The 16,967-nt window shown below is 67.8% G+C and carries 15 protein-coding genes; 7 read left to right on the top strand and 8 right to left on the bottom strand.

The features are described 5' to 3' along the window. Positions 1–49 precede the first annotated feature (49 nt). From EG885_RS13990 to EG885_RS13970, 5 genes are all read left to right on the top strand, one after another. Entirely contained in the window at positions 50–2,245 is a 2,196-nt protein-coding gene (locus EG885_RS13990; RefSeq protein WP_242679665.1) for a methyl-accepting chemotaxis protein, read from the top strand. Between the two features lie 342 nt (positions 2,246–2,587). After that, a complete protein-coding gene (locus EG885_RS13985) occupies positions 2,588–3,628 on the top strand; it encodes a glycosyltransferase (protein WP_131575627.1) in 1,041 nt (346 codons plus the stop codon). After that, on the top strand, positions 3,625–4,695 hold the full coding sequence (locus tag EG885_RS13980; protein WP_131575625.1) for an acyl-CoA dehydrogenase family protein: 1,071 nt from the start codon (positions 3,625–3,627) through the stop codon (positions 4,693–4,695). The genes EG885_RS13985 and EG885_RS13980 overlap by 4 nt, the downstream gene beginning before the upstream one ends. Further along, on the top strand, positions 4,692–5,381 hold the full coding sequence (locus EG885_RS13975; RefSeq protein ID WP_131575623.1) for a PIG-L deacetylase family protein: 690 nt from the start codon (positions 4,692–4,694) through the stop codon (positions 5,379–5,381). The genes EG885_RS13980 and EG885_RS13975 overlap by 4 nt, the downstream gene beginning before the upstream one ends. Then, positions 5,371–5,922, top strand: coding sequence for an SAM-dependent methyltransferase (locus EG885_RS13970; protein ID WP_165571145.1), 552 nt, complete (start codon positions 5,371–5,373; stop codon positions 5,920–5,922). The genes EG885_RS13975 and EG885_RS13970 overlap by 11 nt, the downstream gene beginning before the upstream one ends. A gap of 6 nt (positions 5,923–5,928) precedes the next feature. Here the strand turns inward: EG885_RS13970 and nanR are convergent, their stop codons facing one another. The 7 genes from nanR to EG885_RS13935 form a co-directional block, all read right to left on the bottom strand. After that, positions 5,929–6,684 carry a transcriptional regulator NanR gene (nanR, locus tag EG885_RS13965; protein ID WP_131575619.1) on the bottom strand — a complete coding sequence of 252 codons (756 nt, stop codon included), beginning with the start codon at positions 6,682–6,684 and terminating at the stop codon, positions 5,929–5,931. After that, the gene (locus EG885_RS13960; protein ID WP_131575617.1) at positions 6,668–8,500 is read right to left on the bottom strand and encodes a D-apionate lactonase family protein; all 1,833 of its coding nucleotides are present in this window, start codon (positions 8,498–8,500) and stop codon (positions 6,668–6,670) included. The genes nanR and EG885_RS13960 overlap by 17 nt, the downstream gene beginning before the upstream one ends. Then, positions 8,497–9,510: a Gfo/Idh/MocA family protein gene (locus tag EG885_RS13955; protein WP_131575615.1), complete on the bottom strand. Its 1,014-nt coding sequence runs from the start codon at positions 9,508–9,510 to the stop codon at positions 8,497–8,499. The genes EG885_RS13960 and EG885_RS13955 overlap by 4 nt, the downstream gene beginning before the upstream one ends. 66 nt (positions 9,511–9,576) lie before the next feature. Next, a complete protein-coding gene (locus EG885_RS13950) occupies positions 9,577–10,854 on the bottom strand; it encodes a TRAP transporter large permease (protein WP_131575613.1) in 1,278 nt (425 codons plus the stop codon). Continuing rightward, positions 10,851–11,327: a TRAP transporter small permease gene (locus EG885_RS13945; RefSeq protein WP_131575611.1), complete on the bottom strand. Its 477-nt coding sequence runs from the start codon at positions 11,325–11,327 to the stop codon at positions 10,851–10,853. The genes EG885_RS13950 and EG885_RS13945 overlap by 4 nt, the downstream gene beginning before the upstream one ends. A 56-nt stretch (positions 11,328–11,383) precedes the next feature. Beyond that, positions 11,384–12,361 carry a TRAP transporter substrate-binding protein gene (locus EG885_RS13940; protein WP_242679664.1) on the bottom strand — a complete coding sequence of 326 codons (978 nt, stop codon included), beginning with the start codon at positions 12,359–12,361 and terminating at the stop codon, positions 11,384–11,386. Between the two features lie 62 nt (positions 12,362–12,423). Continuing rightward, positions 12,424–13,254, bottom strand: a complete 831-nt coding sequence (locus EG885_RS13935; protein WP_131575609.1) for a phosphogluconate dehydrogenase C-terminal domain-containing protein — start codon at positions 13,252–13,254, stop codon at positions 12,424–12,426. Positions 13,255–13,343: 89 nt separating this feature from the next. Here EG885_RS13935 and EG885_RS13930 point away from each other — a divergent pair, with 89 nt between their 5' ends. Together EG885_RS13930 and oiaX are read left to right on the top strand one after the other, a co-directional pair. Beyond that, positions 13,344–14,723: a four-carbon acid sugar kinase family protein gene (locus tag EG885_RS13930; RefSeq protein ID WP_131575607.1), complete on the top strand. Its 1,380-nt coding sequence runs from the start codon at positions 13,344–13,346 to the stop codon at positions 14,721–14,723. After that, entirely contained in the window at positions 14,720–15,973 is a 1,254-nt protein-coding gene (gene oiaX, locus EG885_RS13925; protein WP_131575605.1) for a 3-oxo-isoapionate-4-phosphate decarboxylase OiaX, read from the top strand. The genes EG885_RS13930 and oiaX overlap by 4 nt, the downstream gene beginning before the upstream one ends. Here the strand turns inward: oiaX and EG885_RS13920 are convergent. Further along, on the bottom strand, positions 15,952–16,896 hold the full coding sequence (locus tag EG885_RS13920) for a DMT family transporter (RefSeq protein ID WP_131575603.1): 945 nt from the start codon (positions 16,894–16,896) through the stop codon (positions 15,952–15,954). The two genes, oiaX and EG885_RS13920, sit on opposite strands and share 22 nt — an antisense overlap. Positions 16,897–16,967 lie beyond the last annotated feature (71 nt).

Genomic DNA, 16,967 nt, shown 5'->3' with positions numbered 1-16,967 from the left:
GCGCGGCGCCCGCCCGCCCCCCATACAGGTATTTCGAAGGACATTCCCGATGCTTAAAAACGTAACGATCGCACGGCAGGTGTGGATCAGCTTCAGCCTGATCCAACTGATGCTGGTGCTGTTTGCCGCCTTGGCCTGGGCGCGTCTGGACAGTCTGCGGACCGTCCAGAGCGAGATGCTGCAGGCCTCGGATCTGGCCCTGACCGCGGCGTCCGTCAGCGAAGGCATCGCCGAGGCGGCGCCCGCAATCGACCGGCTCAGCCGCTTGGGCGCACAGGCCGGTGCGGACGACCTGACGCAACCGATGCAGACCCTGCGACACCGGGCCGAGACGATCCGTCAGGCAAGCGCCCCCGAAGCCGACCAGCTGCTGGTGCTTCTTGATCGCCAGCAACAGGATCTGGGCAGCCTGACCGAGGCTGCGACCCGACAGACCGCCCTGATCGCGCAGGCGCGGAATTCGGACAATCTGCAGGATGGTCTGCAACAACGGATCGACCAGCTGGCCGCCCTGGCAAGCGATGGCGCGCAGCAGATCGCCGCATGGCAGGCCTCTGCGGCGCTGTCCGCCGTCCAGATGCGGACCGAGCGCTATCTGACCAGCCTCGATCAGGCTCGATTCGACGGCGCCGAGGCCGCGCTGCGCGACCTGCAGGCGCAGTTGACCGACCTGGAAGGAGGCGGATGGCCCGAACCGGCACGCGCGCTTCTGGCCAGCATCAGGGCCGGGCTGGCCGGTGACTGGCAGGTGGTCGGCGCGATCCGCGCCGCGCAGCCGGCACTGGATGCCCAACGCATCCAGATCGCCGATAGCATGGCCGAGGCGGCGACCCTGTCGGACGCGATCCGCGAGACGGCGGTGTCCACAAAGGCCGTGCTTGACGGGCAGGCCACGGATCTGGCCAGACAAACCGCGATCCTGCTGCTGGCAGGGGCAGCGGTGGTCGTTCTTCTGGGCAGCGCAATCGCCATGGTGCTGGCGCGCGGGCTGGGCGAAGGACTGACCCGGACGGTGGATCAGACCCGCCGTCTGGCCGAGGGGGACCACGATGTCGACATTACCGGCACCGCAGATCGCCACGAACTGGGCGCATTGGCGCGCGCGCTGACGGTTCTGTCGCAGAACGCCCGCGAACGCCAGCGCCAGACGGCCGAGGCCGACCAGCGTTCCGTCGAAATCTCGGACGTGCGCGACGCAGAGATGGCCGAACAGGCGCGCGTGGTTCGCGACATCGGCGACGCGCTGAACCGTCTGGCAGGCGGCGATCTGACCACGCAGATCACCAGCACGGCCAGCGATCCGTTCCCCAAAGGCTATGAGTCGCTGCGCAAGGCCTTCAACAGTGTCATCGCGACGCTGTCGGGAACGGTCACGCGCATCGCCGATGTCGCCGATCAGGTCCGGGGCGGCTCGGACGAGATCACCTCGGCTGCCCGCGACCTGTCCAGTCGGGCGGAAACGCAGGCGGCAACGCTGGAACAATCGGCAGCCGCACTGAACCAGATGAGCGAAAGCGTCCGCTCGACCGCCGAACGGGCGCGGCAGGCCGAACAGGCCAGCCAGCAGAACCGCGAGATCGCCGAAACCAGCTCGGCCATCGTGCGCGACGCGGTGACGGCGATGAAGGGGATCGAGAAATCCTCGGATCAGATCACCCGTATCATCGGCGTGATCGACGACATCGCGTTCCAGACCAACCTGCTGGCGCTGAATGCCGGGGTCGAGGCCGCACGGGCGGGCGATGCGGGGCGCGGCTTTGCCGTCGTCGCCTCCGAGGTGCGGGGGCTGGCGCAGCGCGCCTCGGCCTCGGCCCGCGAGATCAAGGAGCTGATCTCGGACAGTGCGACGCAGGTCAAGGCGGGATCGTCGCTGGTGGGGCGGACCGGGGAAAGCCTGGATCTGATCCTTGGCCGGGCGCGCGAGGTGTCCGAACAGATCTCGGCGATTGCACGGGCGGCGGGCGAACAGGCCATCGGCCTGTCCGAGATCAATGCCGGCGTGAACCATCTGGATCAGGTCACCCAGCAGAACGCCGCCGTCGCAGAAGAGGCGAATGCCGCCGCCGTCTCGCTGCAGCAGCGATCCGAGGATCTGATGCGCGAAATCTCGGGCTTTCGGGTCAACGGGGCCGCGCGCGCACCTTCGGCCCGGACGACACGCCCCGCACGCGCGGATCACGCGCCGGTTCCCCTGCGCGTGGTCGCGGGCCGGGGCGACGCCGCCGCTCAGATGTACGAGTTCTGACCGGGGCAGCGTTTGTCATGCGGGGCCGCATCCGTCAGGCATGCGGCCCCGGCAAACTGGAGAACGGCTGATGTGCGGTGCAGGAATGCACCCTCTATAAGCGCCCCGGATCTGACGGGTTGGGCTTGATGTGCAGGACGATAACGGATCGACCGACCTGTGCCATGTTATGCCTCGACGCGACGCCACACTCGGCGCAGCTTTTTGAAAAGGGTCGGGATAGGGAAACCCCCGCTGCAGGGATCGTGGTGGGCATCAGATGTCGCTTTGCCCCGGGATTGCCTTTTATTGCAGGAACATCGTTGCCGCACCCGTCGTTGCCCTGTCGAACGAGGATGGGGAATGATGGATCACACCGTGACACCGATGCTTGCCAGTCGCCAGGGCCCCAACCTGAGCCACGTTGTCGTCGCAATTCCCGTGCGCGACGAGGCTGCGCGTATCGGTCGGCTGCTGACGGCGCTGGCACGGGCGGCAGAGCGGATATCTTTGCCCGTGACGGCGCTGATCTTGGCAAACAATTGCTCGGATGACAGCGTGGCGGTGGTGCAGATGTTCTCTCACCCCGCTTTGCGGATCGAAATTCGCCAGACCGTTTTTCCTGCCGGAACCGCCAGTGCGGGGCGGGCGCGGCGGATGGCGATGGATCTGGGCGCGCAACCCGGCGCCCTGCTGATGACCACGGATGCCGACGCCACCCCCGGCCCCGACTGGATCGCCGCCGCGCTGGATGCGGTTCAAACCGGTGCCGATCTGGTCTGCGGCACGATCACCACCCGGGTGCCGCATGTGCTGGCGACGCTGTCGGGGGCGCGCATCACCCGGGCCGAGGTCGCTCATGCCGCCTTGCAGCACGAGATCCGGCATTGTCTGGACCAGCTGTCCGGGCATCAGCCCTGGGGCGGCGCCTGTCCGCATTACATGGAATCCGGGGCTTCGATGGCGATCCGGGCCGACAGCTATCTGGCCATCGGCGGCCTGCCCGCGCGCGACCATTCCGAGGATCGGGCATTGGTCCATCTGGCCGGGACGCGCGGCCTTGGGATCCGCTACCTGCCCGGCATGACGGCGCGGGTCTCGGCCCGTCTGCAGGGCCGGGCCGAGGGTGGGATGGCGGCCTGCCTGCGCCACCGGATGCAGGACCGCGACCCGATGGCCGATCAGGCGATGCTGACCCCCGACATGCTGCGCGCGCTTTGGATGCAGGCGCAGGATGGGCGCCTGACCCCGTATCCCTGCCGGACCGAGGCCCCGGGCCCGCGTCTGCGCGCCTCGGATCTGGAGGCGGCCTATCCCGCCCTGCGCGATCTGGTCGCACAGACCGTACGCCCCGATTTTGCCCGCATCTTGCGGGTGCGGGATTCGGCGGTGATGGCCGGATGACCATCCTCGCATCGCCGCCCGCCGCAGATCCCTGCCCGCTTGATCTGGCCGAACGCCTGCTGCACGACGCGCCTGCGGATGGTGCCGATGGCCCGTCGGGGCCGGCACTGGCTGCCGCGCTGCGGGCCAGCGGTCTGTTGACCCGGTCCGCGACATTGGCCCATCACCCCCGCGATCCGTTGCAATTGCTGGACGCGCTGCGCCGGGTCGGGCGCGCGAACCTGTCCGCGGGCCGCATCTTCGAAGGTCATGTGAACGCTGTCAAACTGCTGCATCTGCATGGCGGGCCGCTGGATGCGGTGCGTCAGGGGCTGCTGCATGGCATCTGGGGCGCCGATGGGCCGGACCCGGCGCGGATAGACGGGGGTGTCCTGCGCGGGCAAAAGCTGTTTGCCAGCGGCGCCGATGTGCTGGACCGGATGATCGTCACCGTTGGGTCGCCCCAGGGGCTGCAGCTGTTGCTGCTGTCGCGCGACCAGCTGCAGGGGCGGCTTTATCCGGAGGAATGGCAGATGTCGGGGATGCGGGCCACGGGTTCGGGGCGTTGCGATCTCGACGGGGTGGCGCTGGCCGACACGATCCCGCTTGGCCCCCCCGACGGCTATCTGAGAGAGCCGCATTTCCACGGCGGTGTCTGGCGTTATGCCGCCGTGCAACTGGGGGCGATGCAGGCGCTGACCGCGCTGACGGCCGATCAGCTGACCGCGCGAGATCAGCAGGCCGCACCCCTGCAGGCGATGCGCCTGCACCGGATGATCCTGTCCTGCGAAACCGCGCGCCTGTGGCTGGCGCAAGCCGCCTGCCGGATCGAAGATCCCCGCGCGACCCCGGCGGATGCCGAGGTCGCGATCCTCGCCCGCCTGCGCACCGCAGACGAGGCCGTGTCGCTGATGGCCGACATGGATCAGGCGCTTGGCGCGGCCTCCTTTGCAACGGCGCATCCCGCCGACCGCATCCGCCGCGATCTCAGCCTCTATCTGCGGCAGGCGGGGCCGGACGCGCTGGCGCTGGCCTCGGTCGCGCGGATTCTGGACGATGCCGGTCTGCGCGCCCGGTGGATCGGATGAGCGGCTTTCTGGATCACACCGCCGACGCCCCGCAGGTCACCGTCGCAGAGCTGCTGGGCGACCGGCCGCTGGTCGTGCTGGCCCCACATCCCGATGACGAGACGTTGGGCTGCGGTGCGCTGATCCATGATGCGGCGGCCCTTGGCTGCGATTGCCATGTGATCTGCGTGACCGATGGGGCGGCCTCGCATCCCGGATCGGTGCTGTGGCCTGCCGAACGGCTGGCGGCGGCGCGGCAGGCGGAACTGCATGCGGCCTGCGCGATGCTTGCGCCGCAAGCGCGGGTCAGCTGGCTGGGATATCCCGATTGCGGCGCCCCCGATGATGCGGCGGCGGCGGCGCTTCTGTCGGGTCTGATCCCCGACCGGGCGCTAGTGCTGGCCAGTTGGGGCGGCGATCCGCATATCGACCATCAGCAGGTCGCGCGGCTGGCGCATCGGCTGGCGGCGATGCGCGGTGATATCGCGCTGGCCTTTTATCCGATCTGGGGGCGCTTTACCGACCTGACCGCCCCGGCGCTGCTGCTGGCGACCTCGGATGCGGGGCGGGCGGCCAAGGCGCGGGCGCTGGCCTGCCATCGCACGCAGATGACCGGACTGATCGATGACGACCCCAATGGCTTTGTGATGAGCGATGCGCATCAGGCCCATTTCCTGACCCATGCGGAGATCATCATTGCCCCATAAGGACACGCTGGACCATCTGACCCGGCTTTATGCGGCCAGCGACGATCCCTGGGACCACCGGACCAGCGCCTATGAGGCCGCGAAATACGCAGCCACCCTGCGTGAAATCGGCCCCGGCCCGTTCCGCGAAGCGTTGGAGATCGGCTGCGGCAATGGCACGCTGGCCGCCCGTCTGGCCCCGCGCTGCAGCCGCCTGACGGTGATGGATTGCATCCCCGCCGCCGCGCAATCGGCGCGCCGGGCACTGGCCGATCTGCCGCAGGTGCGGGTCATTCAGGGCGCGGCACCCGCCGATCTGCCCGATCTGCGCCCCGATCTGGTCCTGCTGTCCGAGGTTCTGTATTTCCTGACACCGGCCGAGATTGCCGCCCTTGGACGCTGGCTGACCGATCGCGCGAGAGGCCCGGTCATCGCGGTCAACTGGACCGGCCCCACGGATGAGCCGCTGAACGGGGCGCAGGCCGTCGCGCTGTTGGCCCACAGTCTTGGCGCGCCAGACAGCACCGATCATGGCGATTACCGGATCGACCGGTTCGGTTGATCGGCCTCAGTGCCCCGCAGGCCCGTTGCCATGGGCATAAAAATCGTTGGAACGGTCCAGATGCGCCTGCATCAGCCGCACCGCGCCCTCGGGATCGCGGGCGCCGATCCGTTCGGCGATGCGCCGATGTTCGGTCAGGGTGATATCCTCGTTGCCGGACCAGTGCAGCAGCATGCCGTGATACTGAAACAACCAGCGCAGCATCGACTGGCTGGTGGCGATCAGGATCGGATTGCCGGAAATCGCCGCGATCCGGTTGTGAAAGGCGATGTCCAGTGTCACGAAATCCTGCGCCTGCCCGATGAAATCCCGCTGCCGGTCAACCAACGCGTTCAGATTGGCCAGATCGGCGGGCGTCGCCTGCTCTGCCGCGACCCGGACCAGACCGCATTCGAACATGCGCCGCGCCTGTTTCAGATGTTCCAGCTGGTCGGGTTCGGATGACAGCAGCATGCGCGCCACATCATCGACCCGGCTGAGGACGCTGTCGGCGCTGAGTTCATTGACGCGGCTGCGTTCGCCATGGCTGATCGTGATCAGGCCCATCGTGTGCATATGCTGCAACGCCTCGCGGACGGCGGGGCGGCCGACGCCGAACCGCTCCATCAGGTCGCGTTCCGAGGGCATGGGCGCGCCGGGCGGCAGATCGCCGCTGGCCATCAGGTCGCGCAAACGCTCGAACACCTGGTCGGACAGCTTGCGCCGCACGATGCGATCCGGTGCGGCCCGATCTGGTCCAGCGGTGTCATCTTTCTTCATCATCGGTATCCTGCTGCCTCGGCCCTGACCTAAGCGCAGGCGGCGCAGGGTGCAATTCCCCCGCAGGCGCGATCCGCCAGCCAAAGCCCGGCAGGGCCGCGTGACCGGGCACAGGCAGGGGATCGGGCGTCAGGTTGGCAACGACCACCTCATCGCCCAGGGGCAGGACGGCCATCCAGCCGTCGATCCGCGCGTCGCCGACCCGCGCGCCCGCCCGCATGGCCAAGGCCGTGACCAGCCCCGCCACGGGGCGCATCGCACCACTGTCATCGACCAGCCCGCGCGGACCATACAGCTCGGATGGCGTCCAGACCGTCACGCCCGCAGGGGCCAGCGCGGTCGCCAGCCCGCAGGTCCATGCGGCGGCGAATTGCCCATCCTGACGCGGGTCGTCATCGGTCATGCACAGCCGCTTCCGGTCCGGATTGGGGATGGTGCGGCTGCCATAAGGATTGTGGCGCATCGCCAGCGTCGAGGGGCCAAGCCGGTAATCCACCCCCCCGGCGATCGCCCGCCCCGAGGCCAGAATCTGCGGCACCGCCTGCAGCGTTTCCATGACCGAGACGTCATCGGCGGCATGCACGATGGGGCACAGCCCGTGGGTGATGAAATCAAGGCCCTGCACGGGCGGGCGCTTGCGGTTCAGTTCCGGGAAAAAGCTGGCCACCCCGCCGCCCAAGGGCAGGCCGGGAAAGGCGGGGCGGGCGGCGGCATGGATCTGGTCCAAAGGCGGACAGGCGGGCCAGTCCGATCCGGGCGGCACCGACTGGCGGTCCACCGCAGGCGTGACCATGACCGAGGCCAGCCGCAGCCCCGACGCCGCCACAGCCCTGGCATAGGCGGTGAATTCCGCCGCCAGATCGCCTTGGGGCGGGCAGGCGGCGATCAGTTCCAGATCATAGGCCGGGCCGGCACACTGCGCCTGAAGCGCGGCGAAATCGCGCAGGTCGGCGTCAATGGACCCGGCGCCGGCATCCAGATGGCACAATAGCCGCTGTGGTGCGATGCTGCGCATGGCGGCAGGATCGGCGGTCGCGCGGCGGGCCTGCGGGGCATCCAGCAGCAGCGCGGTCTGGGGAAAGCGCGGCTGCGCGACCATGGCGCGCGGCGATGGGGTGACAGCCCTGCCCGGCTGATGGGTCCAGCGCAGGCTGACGCGCTGGCTTGGCCCCGCGCCCGCGTCGATGCGATAGGGCCATGGCTGCGACAGGGGCCGGTTATAGGTCTTGAATGAGGCATCGCCCCATTGGCGCTGATCCTCCATCTCGAACACGTCGCCTGCGAAACGGCAGGCGATCTGCCACGGCCCGGCCCGATGGGTCAGGGCCTCGATGTCCATGAAGGGCTGCCATGGCGCGATCAGGTCGGGGAAACGGCCTTGGGTCTGGCCGCCGCCCGGGTGATCGACGCGGACCGGGGCGCCCGCCACGCCCTCGATCGGGTGCAGGACGCTGAACCCCGTGCGGTTGGTCCAGACCGTGCCCGTCGCATGGGCCTGAACGGTGGCGTCCAGCCCGCTGCCGGTCAGAACCAGCGCGATATGGGCACGCAGATGCCCGGTGCCCATGGTGTAATCGGCCTGCCAGCCGACCCGGATTTCCTGTTCCTTTTTATCGACGCGCAGCCCGCTGATCTGCGGCGCGACGATGCCCCAATCGCGGTCGCGGACCAGAAAGGCGATGCTGCGGATCGCCTCGATCCCGCCGACGCGCAGATGACGCAGATGGCCATCCTGCAACGTGACCTGGGCGCGGCCACAGGTCAGGCGCTGGCCGGGGCGCGGCACCTCGTCCGTGCCGTAAAGCGCGCGCAGGCTCACAGCGCGATCCGGCTGCCGTCGCGGGCCGAGGCATAGGCGGCCTCGACCAGCGCCAGCGTCTGCAGATTGTCGCGCCCCGAGGTTTCGGGCTGTCGCCCCTCGCGCAGGCAATCGATGAAATGGCTTTGGATGATCTGCACGCTTTCCTGAATATTGTGCCAGGGACGGTCGGCCCAGGGCAGCAACGGGGGCGCGACATCACGGACCTCTTCTGCGGTCTCGGTCTGGATCACCAGCCGGTATCCGGCCTCCAGCCGCAGGCTGCCCCGGTCGCCGTCGATCTCGATCAGGGTTTCGGGAAAGGTCTCGGGCAGGCGCCGTGTGGCATAGGAGCAATCGACGACCGAGGCCGCCCCGCCTGCGTGGTCCAGCAGGATCGTCGCCACATCCTCGCCCCGGATGGCGGGGTTGATGCGCGCGGTGCTGGCCGACAGGCGGGTGACATCGCCCAGGGTGGCGCGGGCGATGTCCAGGATATGGATGCCCAGATCCTGGATGATGAAGCGCGGATCGGTCGCCAGATAGGGCTGGCCCGAAAACACGTCATGCCCCGACCGAAAGCTGAAGCGTGCAAAGAAGGGCCGCCCGATGGCACCATCCCGCAGCGCGTCCAGCACCGCGCGGACGGGCGATTGCCAGCGGAAATTTTCATGCACCATCAGGATTTTGCCCGCCTGCTCCATTGCTGCGACCATGGCGCGGGCATCCTGCATCGTGCTGGCAAAGGGTTTCTGACAGATCGCATGCAGCCCTGCGTTCGCCGCCGCCAGAACCAGAGGACGATGCGAGGCGACGGTGGTCGCGATATCGACGAAATCGAAACCGCCATCGGCCATCATCGCCGCCGCATCGGCATAGGTGCGGTCGACCCCGAACCGCGCCGCCGTTTGCGCCAGCCGATCCGGGTCACGGTCGCACAGGGCCACGATGCGCAGGCCGGGCACCGCCTGCCATGCATGCATCTGGTTCTGCGCAAAGAAGCCGCAGCCGATCATGGCGCCGTTCAGCATGTCATTCCCCCCTTCGGTGCGTCGCGGTCATGATGACAAGCCCGCCCGCCAAAGCCAACAGGCCCGTCACGGCATCAGCCACCAGCCCAGCCCAAGCGAGATGACCGGCAGATAGGTGATCATCGCCAGCGCGATCAGCACGACAAGGATCGGCCAGACCAGCGCCCCGAACAGCGCCTGCACCGGCACTCGCGCCACGGCGGCGGCGGCGAACAGGTTGACGCCAAGCGGTGGGGTGATCATCCCAAGCGCCAGATTGACCACGATGACGATCCCGAAATGCACCGGATCGATGCCAAAGCTGATCGCCACCGGCGTCAGGATCGGCGCCAGCACAAGGATCGCGGCCGAGGTTTCGATGAACATCCCCACCACCAGCAGCAACAGGTTGACGCCCAGCAGAAAGGTCAGCGCAGACCCGAAATTCTCCTGGCTCCAGGTGCCGACCGCGCCGGGCAGGCCCGACAGGCTGATCAGGAAACTGAACAGCGCCGCCGCCGAGATGATCAGCATGACCGCCCCCGACGACACCGCCGCCGCGCGAAAGATGCCGGGCAGGTCGGACCATGCCAGTTCGCGATAGACAAAGATCGACAGCAGCAGCGCATAGACGACCGACACCGCCGCAGCCTCGGTCGGGGTAAAGACCCCGCCATAGATGCCGCCAACGATGATCAGCGGCATCAGAAGCGCCCCGAAGGCGCGGCGCAGCGCGGGCCAGACCGGCTGGCGCCCGGCGCCGTCCTGACGCCCGTGACCGGTCACCCGGCACCAGATCTGCACCATCACGACAAGCCCCGCCGCGATCAGCAGGCCCGGCATCAGCCCGGCCAGAAACAGCCGCGTGATCGACGTCTCGGTCGAGACGGCATAGAGGATCAGCGGTACCGAGGGCGGGATGATCACCCCCAATTCGGCCGAGGATGCCTGAATGGCCCCCGCCATGCCCACCGGATAGCCGTGCTTCAGCATCGCCGGGATCAGGATCGATCCGACCGCAAAAGTCGTCGCCACCGACGATCCGGAAATGGCCGCGAACAGCATGCAGGTCAGCACGCAGCAGCTGGCAAGCCCGCCCTGCACATTGCCCACCAGCGATTTCACCAGTTCGACCAGCCGGGCGGAAATACCGCCCTGCGTCATGATCGCGCCCGCCAGAATGAAGAACGGCACCGCCATCAGCGGAAAGCTGTCCAGCCCGGTGAACATCTTTTGCGGCACGACCAGCAGCGGCAGGTTGGAAAAGAAGTGGATCGCGATGATCGAGGCCAGCGCGATGGACACCGCCACCGGCACCGACAGCGTGAACAGGGCGACAAGCCCGGCAGCGAGGGCGGAATTCACGGGGTTCCCCTTTCCTGATCCAGATGGCGCAACAGCACGCCCGGTACGGCCATCAGCGCACCGATGGGAATGGCCGCGTAAAACCAGCTCATCGAGGTGCCCATCATCGCCACCCGCTGTGCCTGCACGCGCAGGGTCATCGACCAGCCCTGCCAGATCAGCACCGCCAGCAGAACCAGCGTCAGAGCCGTGACCAGCCGGATCACCCAGATCTGCGCGCGCGCGGGCAGCAGGCCCCGGATGAAATCGATGGGGATCATCGCGCCAAGCCGGAACCCGGCAGCGGCGACCAGCAGCGTCGACCAGATGATCAGCCCGCGGGCCAGAATCTCGGACCAGCCCGCGGCATGTCCCAGACCGAACCGCGTGACGACCTGAAAGAAGACCAGCCCGGTGGCGACCGCCAGCAACAGCGCCGCCAGATTATGGGCCAGCCGGACGACGGCCTCGGCCAAAGCCTCGACATGTTTCATGATCTGCTCCCAAGAAGACGGGCGGGGCCGTGGCGGCCCCGCCGCAGCGGGTCCGGTCAGTCCTGCGCAGCGCGGATGCGGGCGATCAGTTCGGGGGCGTAGCGATCCGCGAACTCGTCATAGGCGGGCTGGACGGCGGCGGCAAAGGCGGCCTTGTCGATATCCTCGACCACCTCCATACCGTTTGCCTTCATCATCGCGATGCCCGAGGTCTCGTTTTCCGCGACCGTGGCGCGGGATGCGGCGGCGGCGGCCTTGGCGGCCTCGACGAACCAGCCCTGCTGCTCCTCGGTCAGCCCGTCCCAGTGGATACCCGACATCGCGACCACGGCGGGGGAATAGACATGGCCCGTCAGGGTGATGTTGTCCTGAATTTCCCACATGTTGTTGGCCGTCACGATGGGAATGGGGTTTTCCTGCCCGTCGATCGTGCCCTGCTGCAGGGATGTCAGAACCTCGGTCCAGCTCATCGGCGTGGGGGCGGCCCCGGCGGCGCGGAAGGCGGCGATATGCACCTCGTTCTCCATCGTGCGCAGCTTCAGGCCGGCCATGTCGGCGGGTTCGCGGATCGGGCGGACCGAATTGGTGATGTGGCGAAAGCCGTTCTCGGCCCAGGCCAGACCGACGATGCCATGGGGGGTAAAGCTGGCCAGCAGCTCCTGCCCGATCTCTCCGTCCAGAACCTGATGCGCGCTGTCATAATCGTTGAACAGGAACGGGAAATCCAGCGCATAGACCTCGGGGACGAAATTGCCGATGGGCCCGGTGGAGGAAATCGTCAGCTCGACCGTGCCAATCTGCAGCCCCTCGATCACGTCGCGTTCGCCACCCAAGGCGCCTGCCGGGCGCAGCGAAATCTCGAACGCGCCGTCGGACAGATCGGCGATGGTGTCGGCAAAGGCGCGGCCCGCATCGCCGTAATGGCTGTCGGCGGGCGGCGTAAAGGCCAGGTTCATGACCTGCGCCTGTGCCAGGGCCGGTCCCGCCCCCAGCATCATGGCCAGAACCGAGGCTGCGGTGATCATTTTCGTCATGGTCTCTCCTCCCTTGATGGTATGACGGGCGGCAGGCCCCCCCGGCCTGCGCGCCCTTGAAGTCAGGTGATCCGGTCGATGCTGGCGGCGATCTCGTCCCAGTCAAAGACGCGTTTCCAGTCGTCGCGCATCAGCATCGGCTTGCCGAATTCCATCGCCTTGTTACAGGCATCCGAAAAGGCGCCCTGCCGTTCCTCGAAGATCACGGCGCCCAGAATGTTCATATGGCCCAGCAGGAAATCGCGGGCGCAGTCTTGGCTGACGCCGCTGCGCGCGACGCATTCGTCCATCGCCTCGCGCATCACCGACAGAAGCGACGCGCAGACGGTTTCCGACAGGCCCGGCTCCAGCATGGCCATCTGCTTGACGGTCACCCGATGGCTGCGCGCGACCGGGGCATAGATCGCCTGCGCGACGCGGGCGCCCAGATCATAGTGATCCTCGGGGCCCTGCATCAGCGCGTTGACGACGCCCTGTTTCGCCGCGACGCCGCCGAAATGATCGGCCCGCCCCTCGGGCGTGGATTCATCGTTGAAGATCGGCGGGTGGCAGGGATGGGTGACGAAATAGGTCACATCCGCGCGTTCGGGCAGGTGGCCCGCGAAAGGGGCGGCAGCGTCCAGCACCACGACCATCGTGCCGGGTGCCAGCTGTGGGACCAGCTCGGCGGCCACGGCGCGGATGACGGTATCGGGCACGGCCAGAATGACCACATCGGCACCCTGCAGCGCCGCGTCTTGGTCGATGCAGTCGACGCCGACCTCGGCCTTCAGGCGCGCGCGCCCGGCCTCTCCGATCTCGACATGGGCGACGTCGAATTCCGATTTGGCCAGATTGGTCGCCAGCCGCACCCCCATTTTTCCCCCTGCCCCCAGCAGCGCCACCTTGGTCATCTTTTCCCCTCCGCAGGAATCGCCTTGCCTAACTGGTATGATGAGATGATAATCATGACAACATGTCAAGCGCGATGGGAGGGGGGCGAATGACGGATGACCGCAAGGCGCCATGGATCGCATGGCTGGGTGACGATTTCACCGGATCGGCGGCGGTGATGGAGGTGCTGGAATTCGCAGGCATCCCGTCGGTCCTGTTCACCGGCCCCCCGTCACCGGCGATGCTGGCGCGGTTCGGCGACCGGCGCGGCGTGGGGATCGCCACCACGGCGCGGGCGCAGGATCCCGACTGGATGGCCGCGCATCTGCCGGGCTTGTTCGGGGCGCTGCAGGCGCTGAACCCGGCGCTGTTGCATTACAAGATCTGCTCGACCTTCGATTCCGCGCCGCAATCGGGGTCCATCGGTGCGGCGCTGGCGGCGGCGCTGACGGTGCGCCCCTCGGACGCGGTGGCCCTGCTGACGGCGGCCCCGGCGATGCGGCGCTATCAGGCCTTTGGGCATCTGTTCGCGGGGGCGCCGCAGGGCGTGTTCCGGCTGGACCGGCATCCGGTCATGGCCCATCACCCCGTCACGCCGATGACCGAATCCGATCTGCTGGCGCATCTGGCGGGCCAGACCGACCTGCCAGGCGCCCTGATCGATCTGGAGGCTTTGGCGACGGACCCGCAGGCCCGGCTGGATCAGGCGCTGGCCCACGGCGCGCGCATCCTGTCCATTGACAGCATGGAGCCTGCCAGCGAGGCAGCGGCAGGTGCGCTGATCTGGCAGAACCGCGCCCGGATGGGGCTGGTCGCGGGCAGTCAGGGCGTCGAATATGCGCTGGTCCGGCATTGGCAGCAGGCGGGGTTGATCCCAGTGGCGGCACCCCCCGGATCGGCGGGGGCGGTGGACCGGATCGCGGTCGTGTCGGGGTCCGTGTCCCCGGTCACTTCGGCGCAACTGGATTGGGCGGGGCGGCATGGGTTTGCGCTGCTGCCCTTTGACGCCCGGGCGGTCTGCGGCAGCGATGCGGCGCTGGCGGCCGAGGAAACCCGCCTGATCCGCGCCGGGCTGGCTGTGGCAGGCGCGGGGCGCAGCCCGCTGGTCCATTCCGCAGCCGGGCATCAGGGCGAACAGGTGGCGCTGTTCCGGCAGGCGCTGGCGGCCAGCGGCATGGCGCCGGAACTGGCCCAACGCCGCATCGGGCAGGCCTTGGGGCGCATCCTTGACGCCATCCTGCGCGGATCGGGGATCCAGCGGGCGGTGATCTCGGGCGGGGACACATCGGGGCATGCGATGGGACAGCTGGGCGTGCAGGCGCTGACGGCGCTGGCGCCCACGATCCCCGGCGCGGCCCTGTGCCGGGCCTATGGCGACGGCCCGCATGACGGGCTGGAAATCGCGCTGAAGGGCGGCCAGATGGGATCGCAGGATTATTTCGGCTGGATCCGCGACGGCGGCGGCCAACAGGCAGGAGCCCCGACATGAGCCAACCGATGATCCGTGTCACCTATCGCATCGAGACCGCCGGCGATCCGCGCGCCATGGCCGACAAGATCGCCGCAGACCAGTCCACCGGCACATTCACCGAACTGCCCGGCGAAACCGATGCCCTGCGCGCCCGCCACGCCGCCCGGGTCGAGAGGGTGACGATGCTGGACCCTCTGACAAGCCCCTCATTGCCCGAAGCGCAGGGCCATCCCGGCCCCTTTCACCGCGCCGATGCGATCATCGCCTATCCGCAAGACAGCATCGGTACCGATCTGGCGGCGGTGATGACGGTCACGCTTGGCGGGGTCTTTGCGGCGCGCGGGCTGACCGGCATCCGGATCATGGATCTGGACCTGCCGCCCGATTTCGCCTGCCATCCCGGGCCGCAATTCGGCATAGACGGCTCGCGCCGCCTGACCGGGGTGGCGCAGGGGCCGATCATCGCATCGATCATCAAACCCTCGCTTGGGCTGACGCCCGATGAGACGGCGGATGTCGTGCGGACGCTGTGCGAGGCGGGCGTCGATTTCATCAAGGACGATGAAAAAATGATGAACCCGGCCTATGCGCCGCTGGCCGCGCGGGTGGATGCGATCATGCCGGTGATCCGCGATCACGAACAGCGCACGGGCAAGCGGGTAATGTACGCCTTTGGCATCTCGGCCGCCGATCCCGATGTGATGATGCGCAATCATGATCATGTCGTGGCGCAGGGCGGCAATGCGGCGGTGATCAATATCAATTCGATCGGCGCGGGCGGCATGGCATTTCTGCGCAAACGATCCGCCCTGTGCCTGCATGCGCATCGCAACGGATGGGACATCCTGACTCGCCATCCGGGTCTGGGATACGACTTCCGCCCCTATCAGAAGATCTGGCGCCTGCTGGGCGTCGATCAGTTCCAGATCAACGGCATCGCGGCGAAATACTGGGAAGGCGACGACAGCTTCGTGCGATCCTTTGCCGATGTCACGACGCCGATCTTTTCCCATGCCGACCGGGCGCTGCCGGTGGTCTGTTCGGGGCAATGGGGCGGGCAGGCGTTTCAGACATGGGCGCGCACCGGCCAGACGCTGGACCTGATGTATCTGGGCGGCGGCGGCATTCACGGCCATCCGGGCGGGCCCGCCGCGGGCGTCCGCGCCATCCGCGCCGCATGGGCCGCAGCCAGTCAGGGGCTGACCCCCGATCAGGCCACCGCCCGCGACCCCGACCTGCGCGCCGCCTATGACCGGTGGGGCGGCTGAGCCTTGACCAGCGGCTCGGTATCCAGCGCGCCGGTGATCTGACCGCGCCGTTCGGCCAGCACCGCCTGCAGGTTGGACAGCAGGATGATGCCGCCGCCCAGAAACACCCACAGATCGATCGCCTCGCCATAGGCATAAAAGCCCACCACGGCAGCCATCGGCACGCGGAGGAAATCGATGGGGATCACGACCGAGGCCTCCAGCCGTTTCAGCGCCTGCGCCTGACAGAAATGCGCCGCCAGCGCGCCGATGCCCGCGACCAGCATCCACGGCACGTCGGTCACATGGACGGGCCGCCAGTCGGTCAGCGCCGCGATCAGGCCCAAAGGCAGCTGGATCAGGATCATCCAGACCACGATCGCGCCGGGTGAACAGTGCCCCGTCAGCCGCTTGACCATGATCAGTGACAGCCCGTAACCGGCGGCGGCGATCAGCACCAGCCCCGCCGCCGGATCGACCATGCCGATGCCGGGCCGCACGATGACCAGCACGCCGATGAACCCGCCCACCGTCGCCAGCAGCCGCTGACGGCTGACCTTTTCGCGCAACAGCAGCCAGGCGAACAGCGTGACCCAGATCGGCATGGTGAATTCCAGCGCAAACACCGAGGCCAGAGGCAGCAGCACGATGCCGATGGTCCAGAAATACTGCGCGGTGAAATGCACCACGTTGCGGGCCAGATGCAGCGGCAGCTTTTGCATCCGCCGGATCTCGGGAAAAACCGCGCGGCCGACCGCCAGAATGACGAACAGCCCGACCAGCGCGCGAAAGAACAGCACCTGCCGGATCGACAGGGTCGCGGCCATCTCGCGCGATCCGACGGACATGGCGATAAAGGCCATCATGCTGAAACCCATCCAGATCAGCCCCTGGGTAAAGGGCGATCCCGGCAGGCTGCGGGTCGTGACAAGGGGATCGGACATGGGCGCGGACCTTTGTGCAAGGGGACAGCCCTTCTTGCCCAATTCTGCGGCAGGGGAAAGAGTTTTTGCAG

The sequence above is a fragment of the Paracoccus nototheniae genome (assembly GCF_004335005.1).
GTDB lineage: Bacteria > Pseudomonadota > Alphaproteobacteria > Rhodobacterales > Rhodobacteraceae > Paracoccus > Paracoccus nototheniae.
Note: the sequence above shows the minus strand (reverse complement) of the source record. Positions and strands in the feature narration are given on the sequence as shown.

Excerpts from the sequence above, each read along its gene's own strand:
- EG885_RS13945 (WP_131575611.1), bottom strand. The coding sequence starts at position 11,327 with ATGAAACATGTCGAGGCTTTGGCCGAGGCCGTCGTCCGGCTGGCCCAT.
- EG885_RS13975 (WP_131575623.1), top strand. The coding sequence starts at position 4,692 with ATGAGCGGCTTTCTGGATCACACCGCCGACGCCCCGCAGGTCACCGTC.
- EG885_RS13990 (WP_242679665.1), top strand. The coding sequence starts at position 50 with ATGCTTAAAAACGTAACGATCGCACGGCAGGTGTGGATCAGCTTCAGC.
- EG885_RS13980 (WP_131575625.1), top strand. The coding sequence starts at position 3,625 with ATGACCATCCTCGCATCGCCGCCCGCCGCAGATCCCTGCCCGCTTGAT.
- oiaX (WP_131575605.1), top strand. The coding sequence starts at position 14,720 with ATGAGCCAACCGATGATCCGTGTCACCTATCGCATCGAGACCGCCGGC.
- nanR (WP_131575619.1), bottom strand. The coding sequence starts at position 6,684 with ATGATGAAGAAAGATGACACCGCTGGACCAGATCGGGCCGCACCGGAT.
- EG885_RS13940 (WP_242679664.1), bottom strand. The coding sequence starts at position 12,361 with ATGACGAAAATGATCACCGCAGCCTCGGTTCTGGCCATGATGCTGGGG.
- EG885_RS13920 (WP_131575603.1), bottom strand. The coding sequence starts at position 16,896 with ATGTCCGATCCCCTTGTCACGACCCGCAGCCTGCCGGGATCGCCCTTT.
- EG885_RS13930 (WP_131575607.1), top strand. The coding sequence starts at position 13,344 with ATGACGGATGACCGCAAGGCGCCATGGATCGCATGGCTGGGTGACGAT.
- EG885_RS13955 (WP_131575615.1), bottom strand. The coding sequence starts at position 9,510 with ATGCTGAACGGCGCCATGATCGGCTGCGGCTTCTTTGCGCAGAACCAG.
- EG885_RS13985 (WP_131575627.1), top strand. The coding sequence starts at position 2,588 with ATGATGGATCACACCGTGACACCGATGCTTGCCAGTCGCCAGGGCCCC.
- EG885_RS13935 (WP_131575609.1), bottom strand. The coding sequence starts at position 13,254 with ATGACCAAGGTGGCGCTGCTGGGGGCAGGGGGAAAAATGGGGGTGCGG.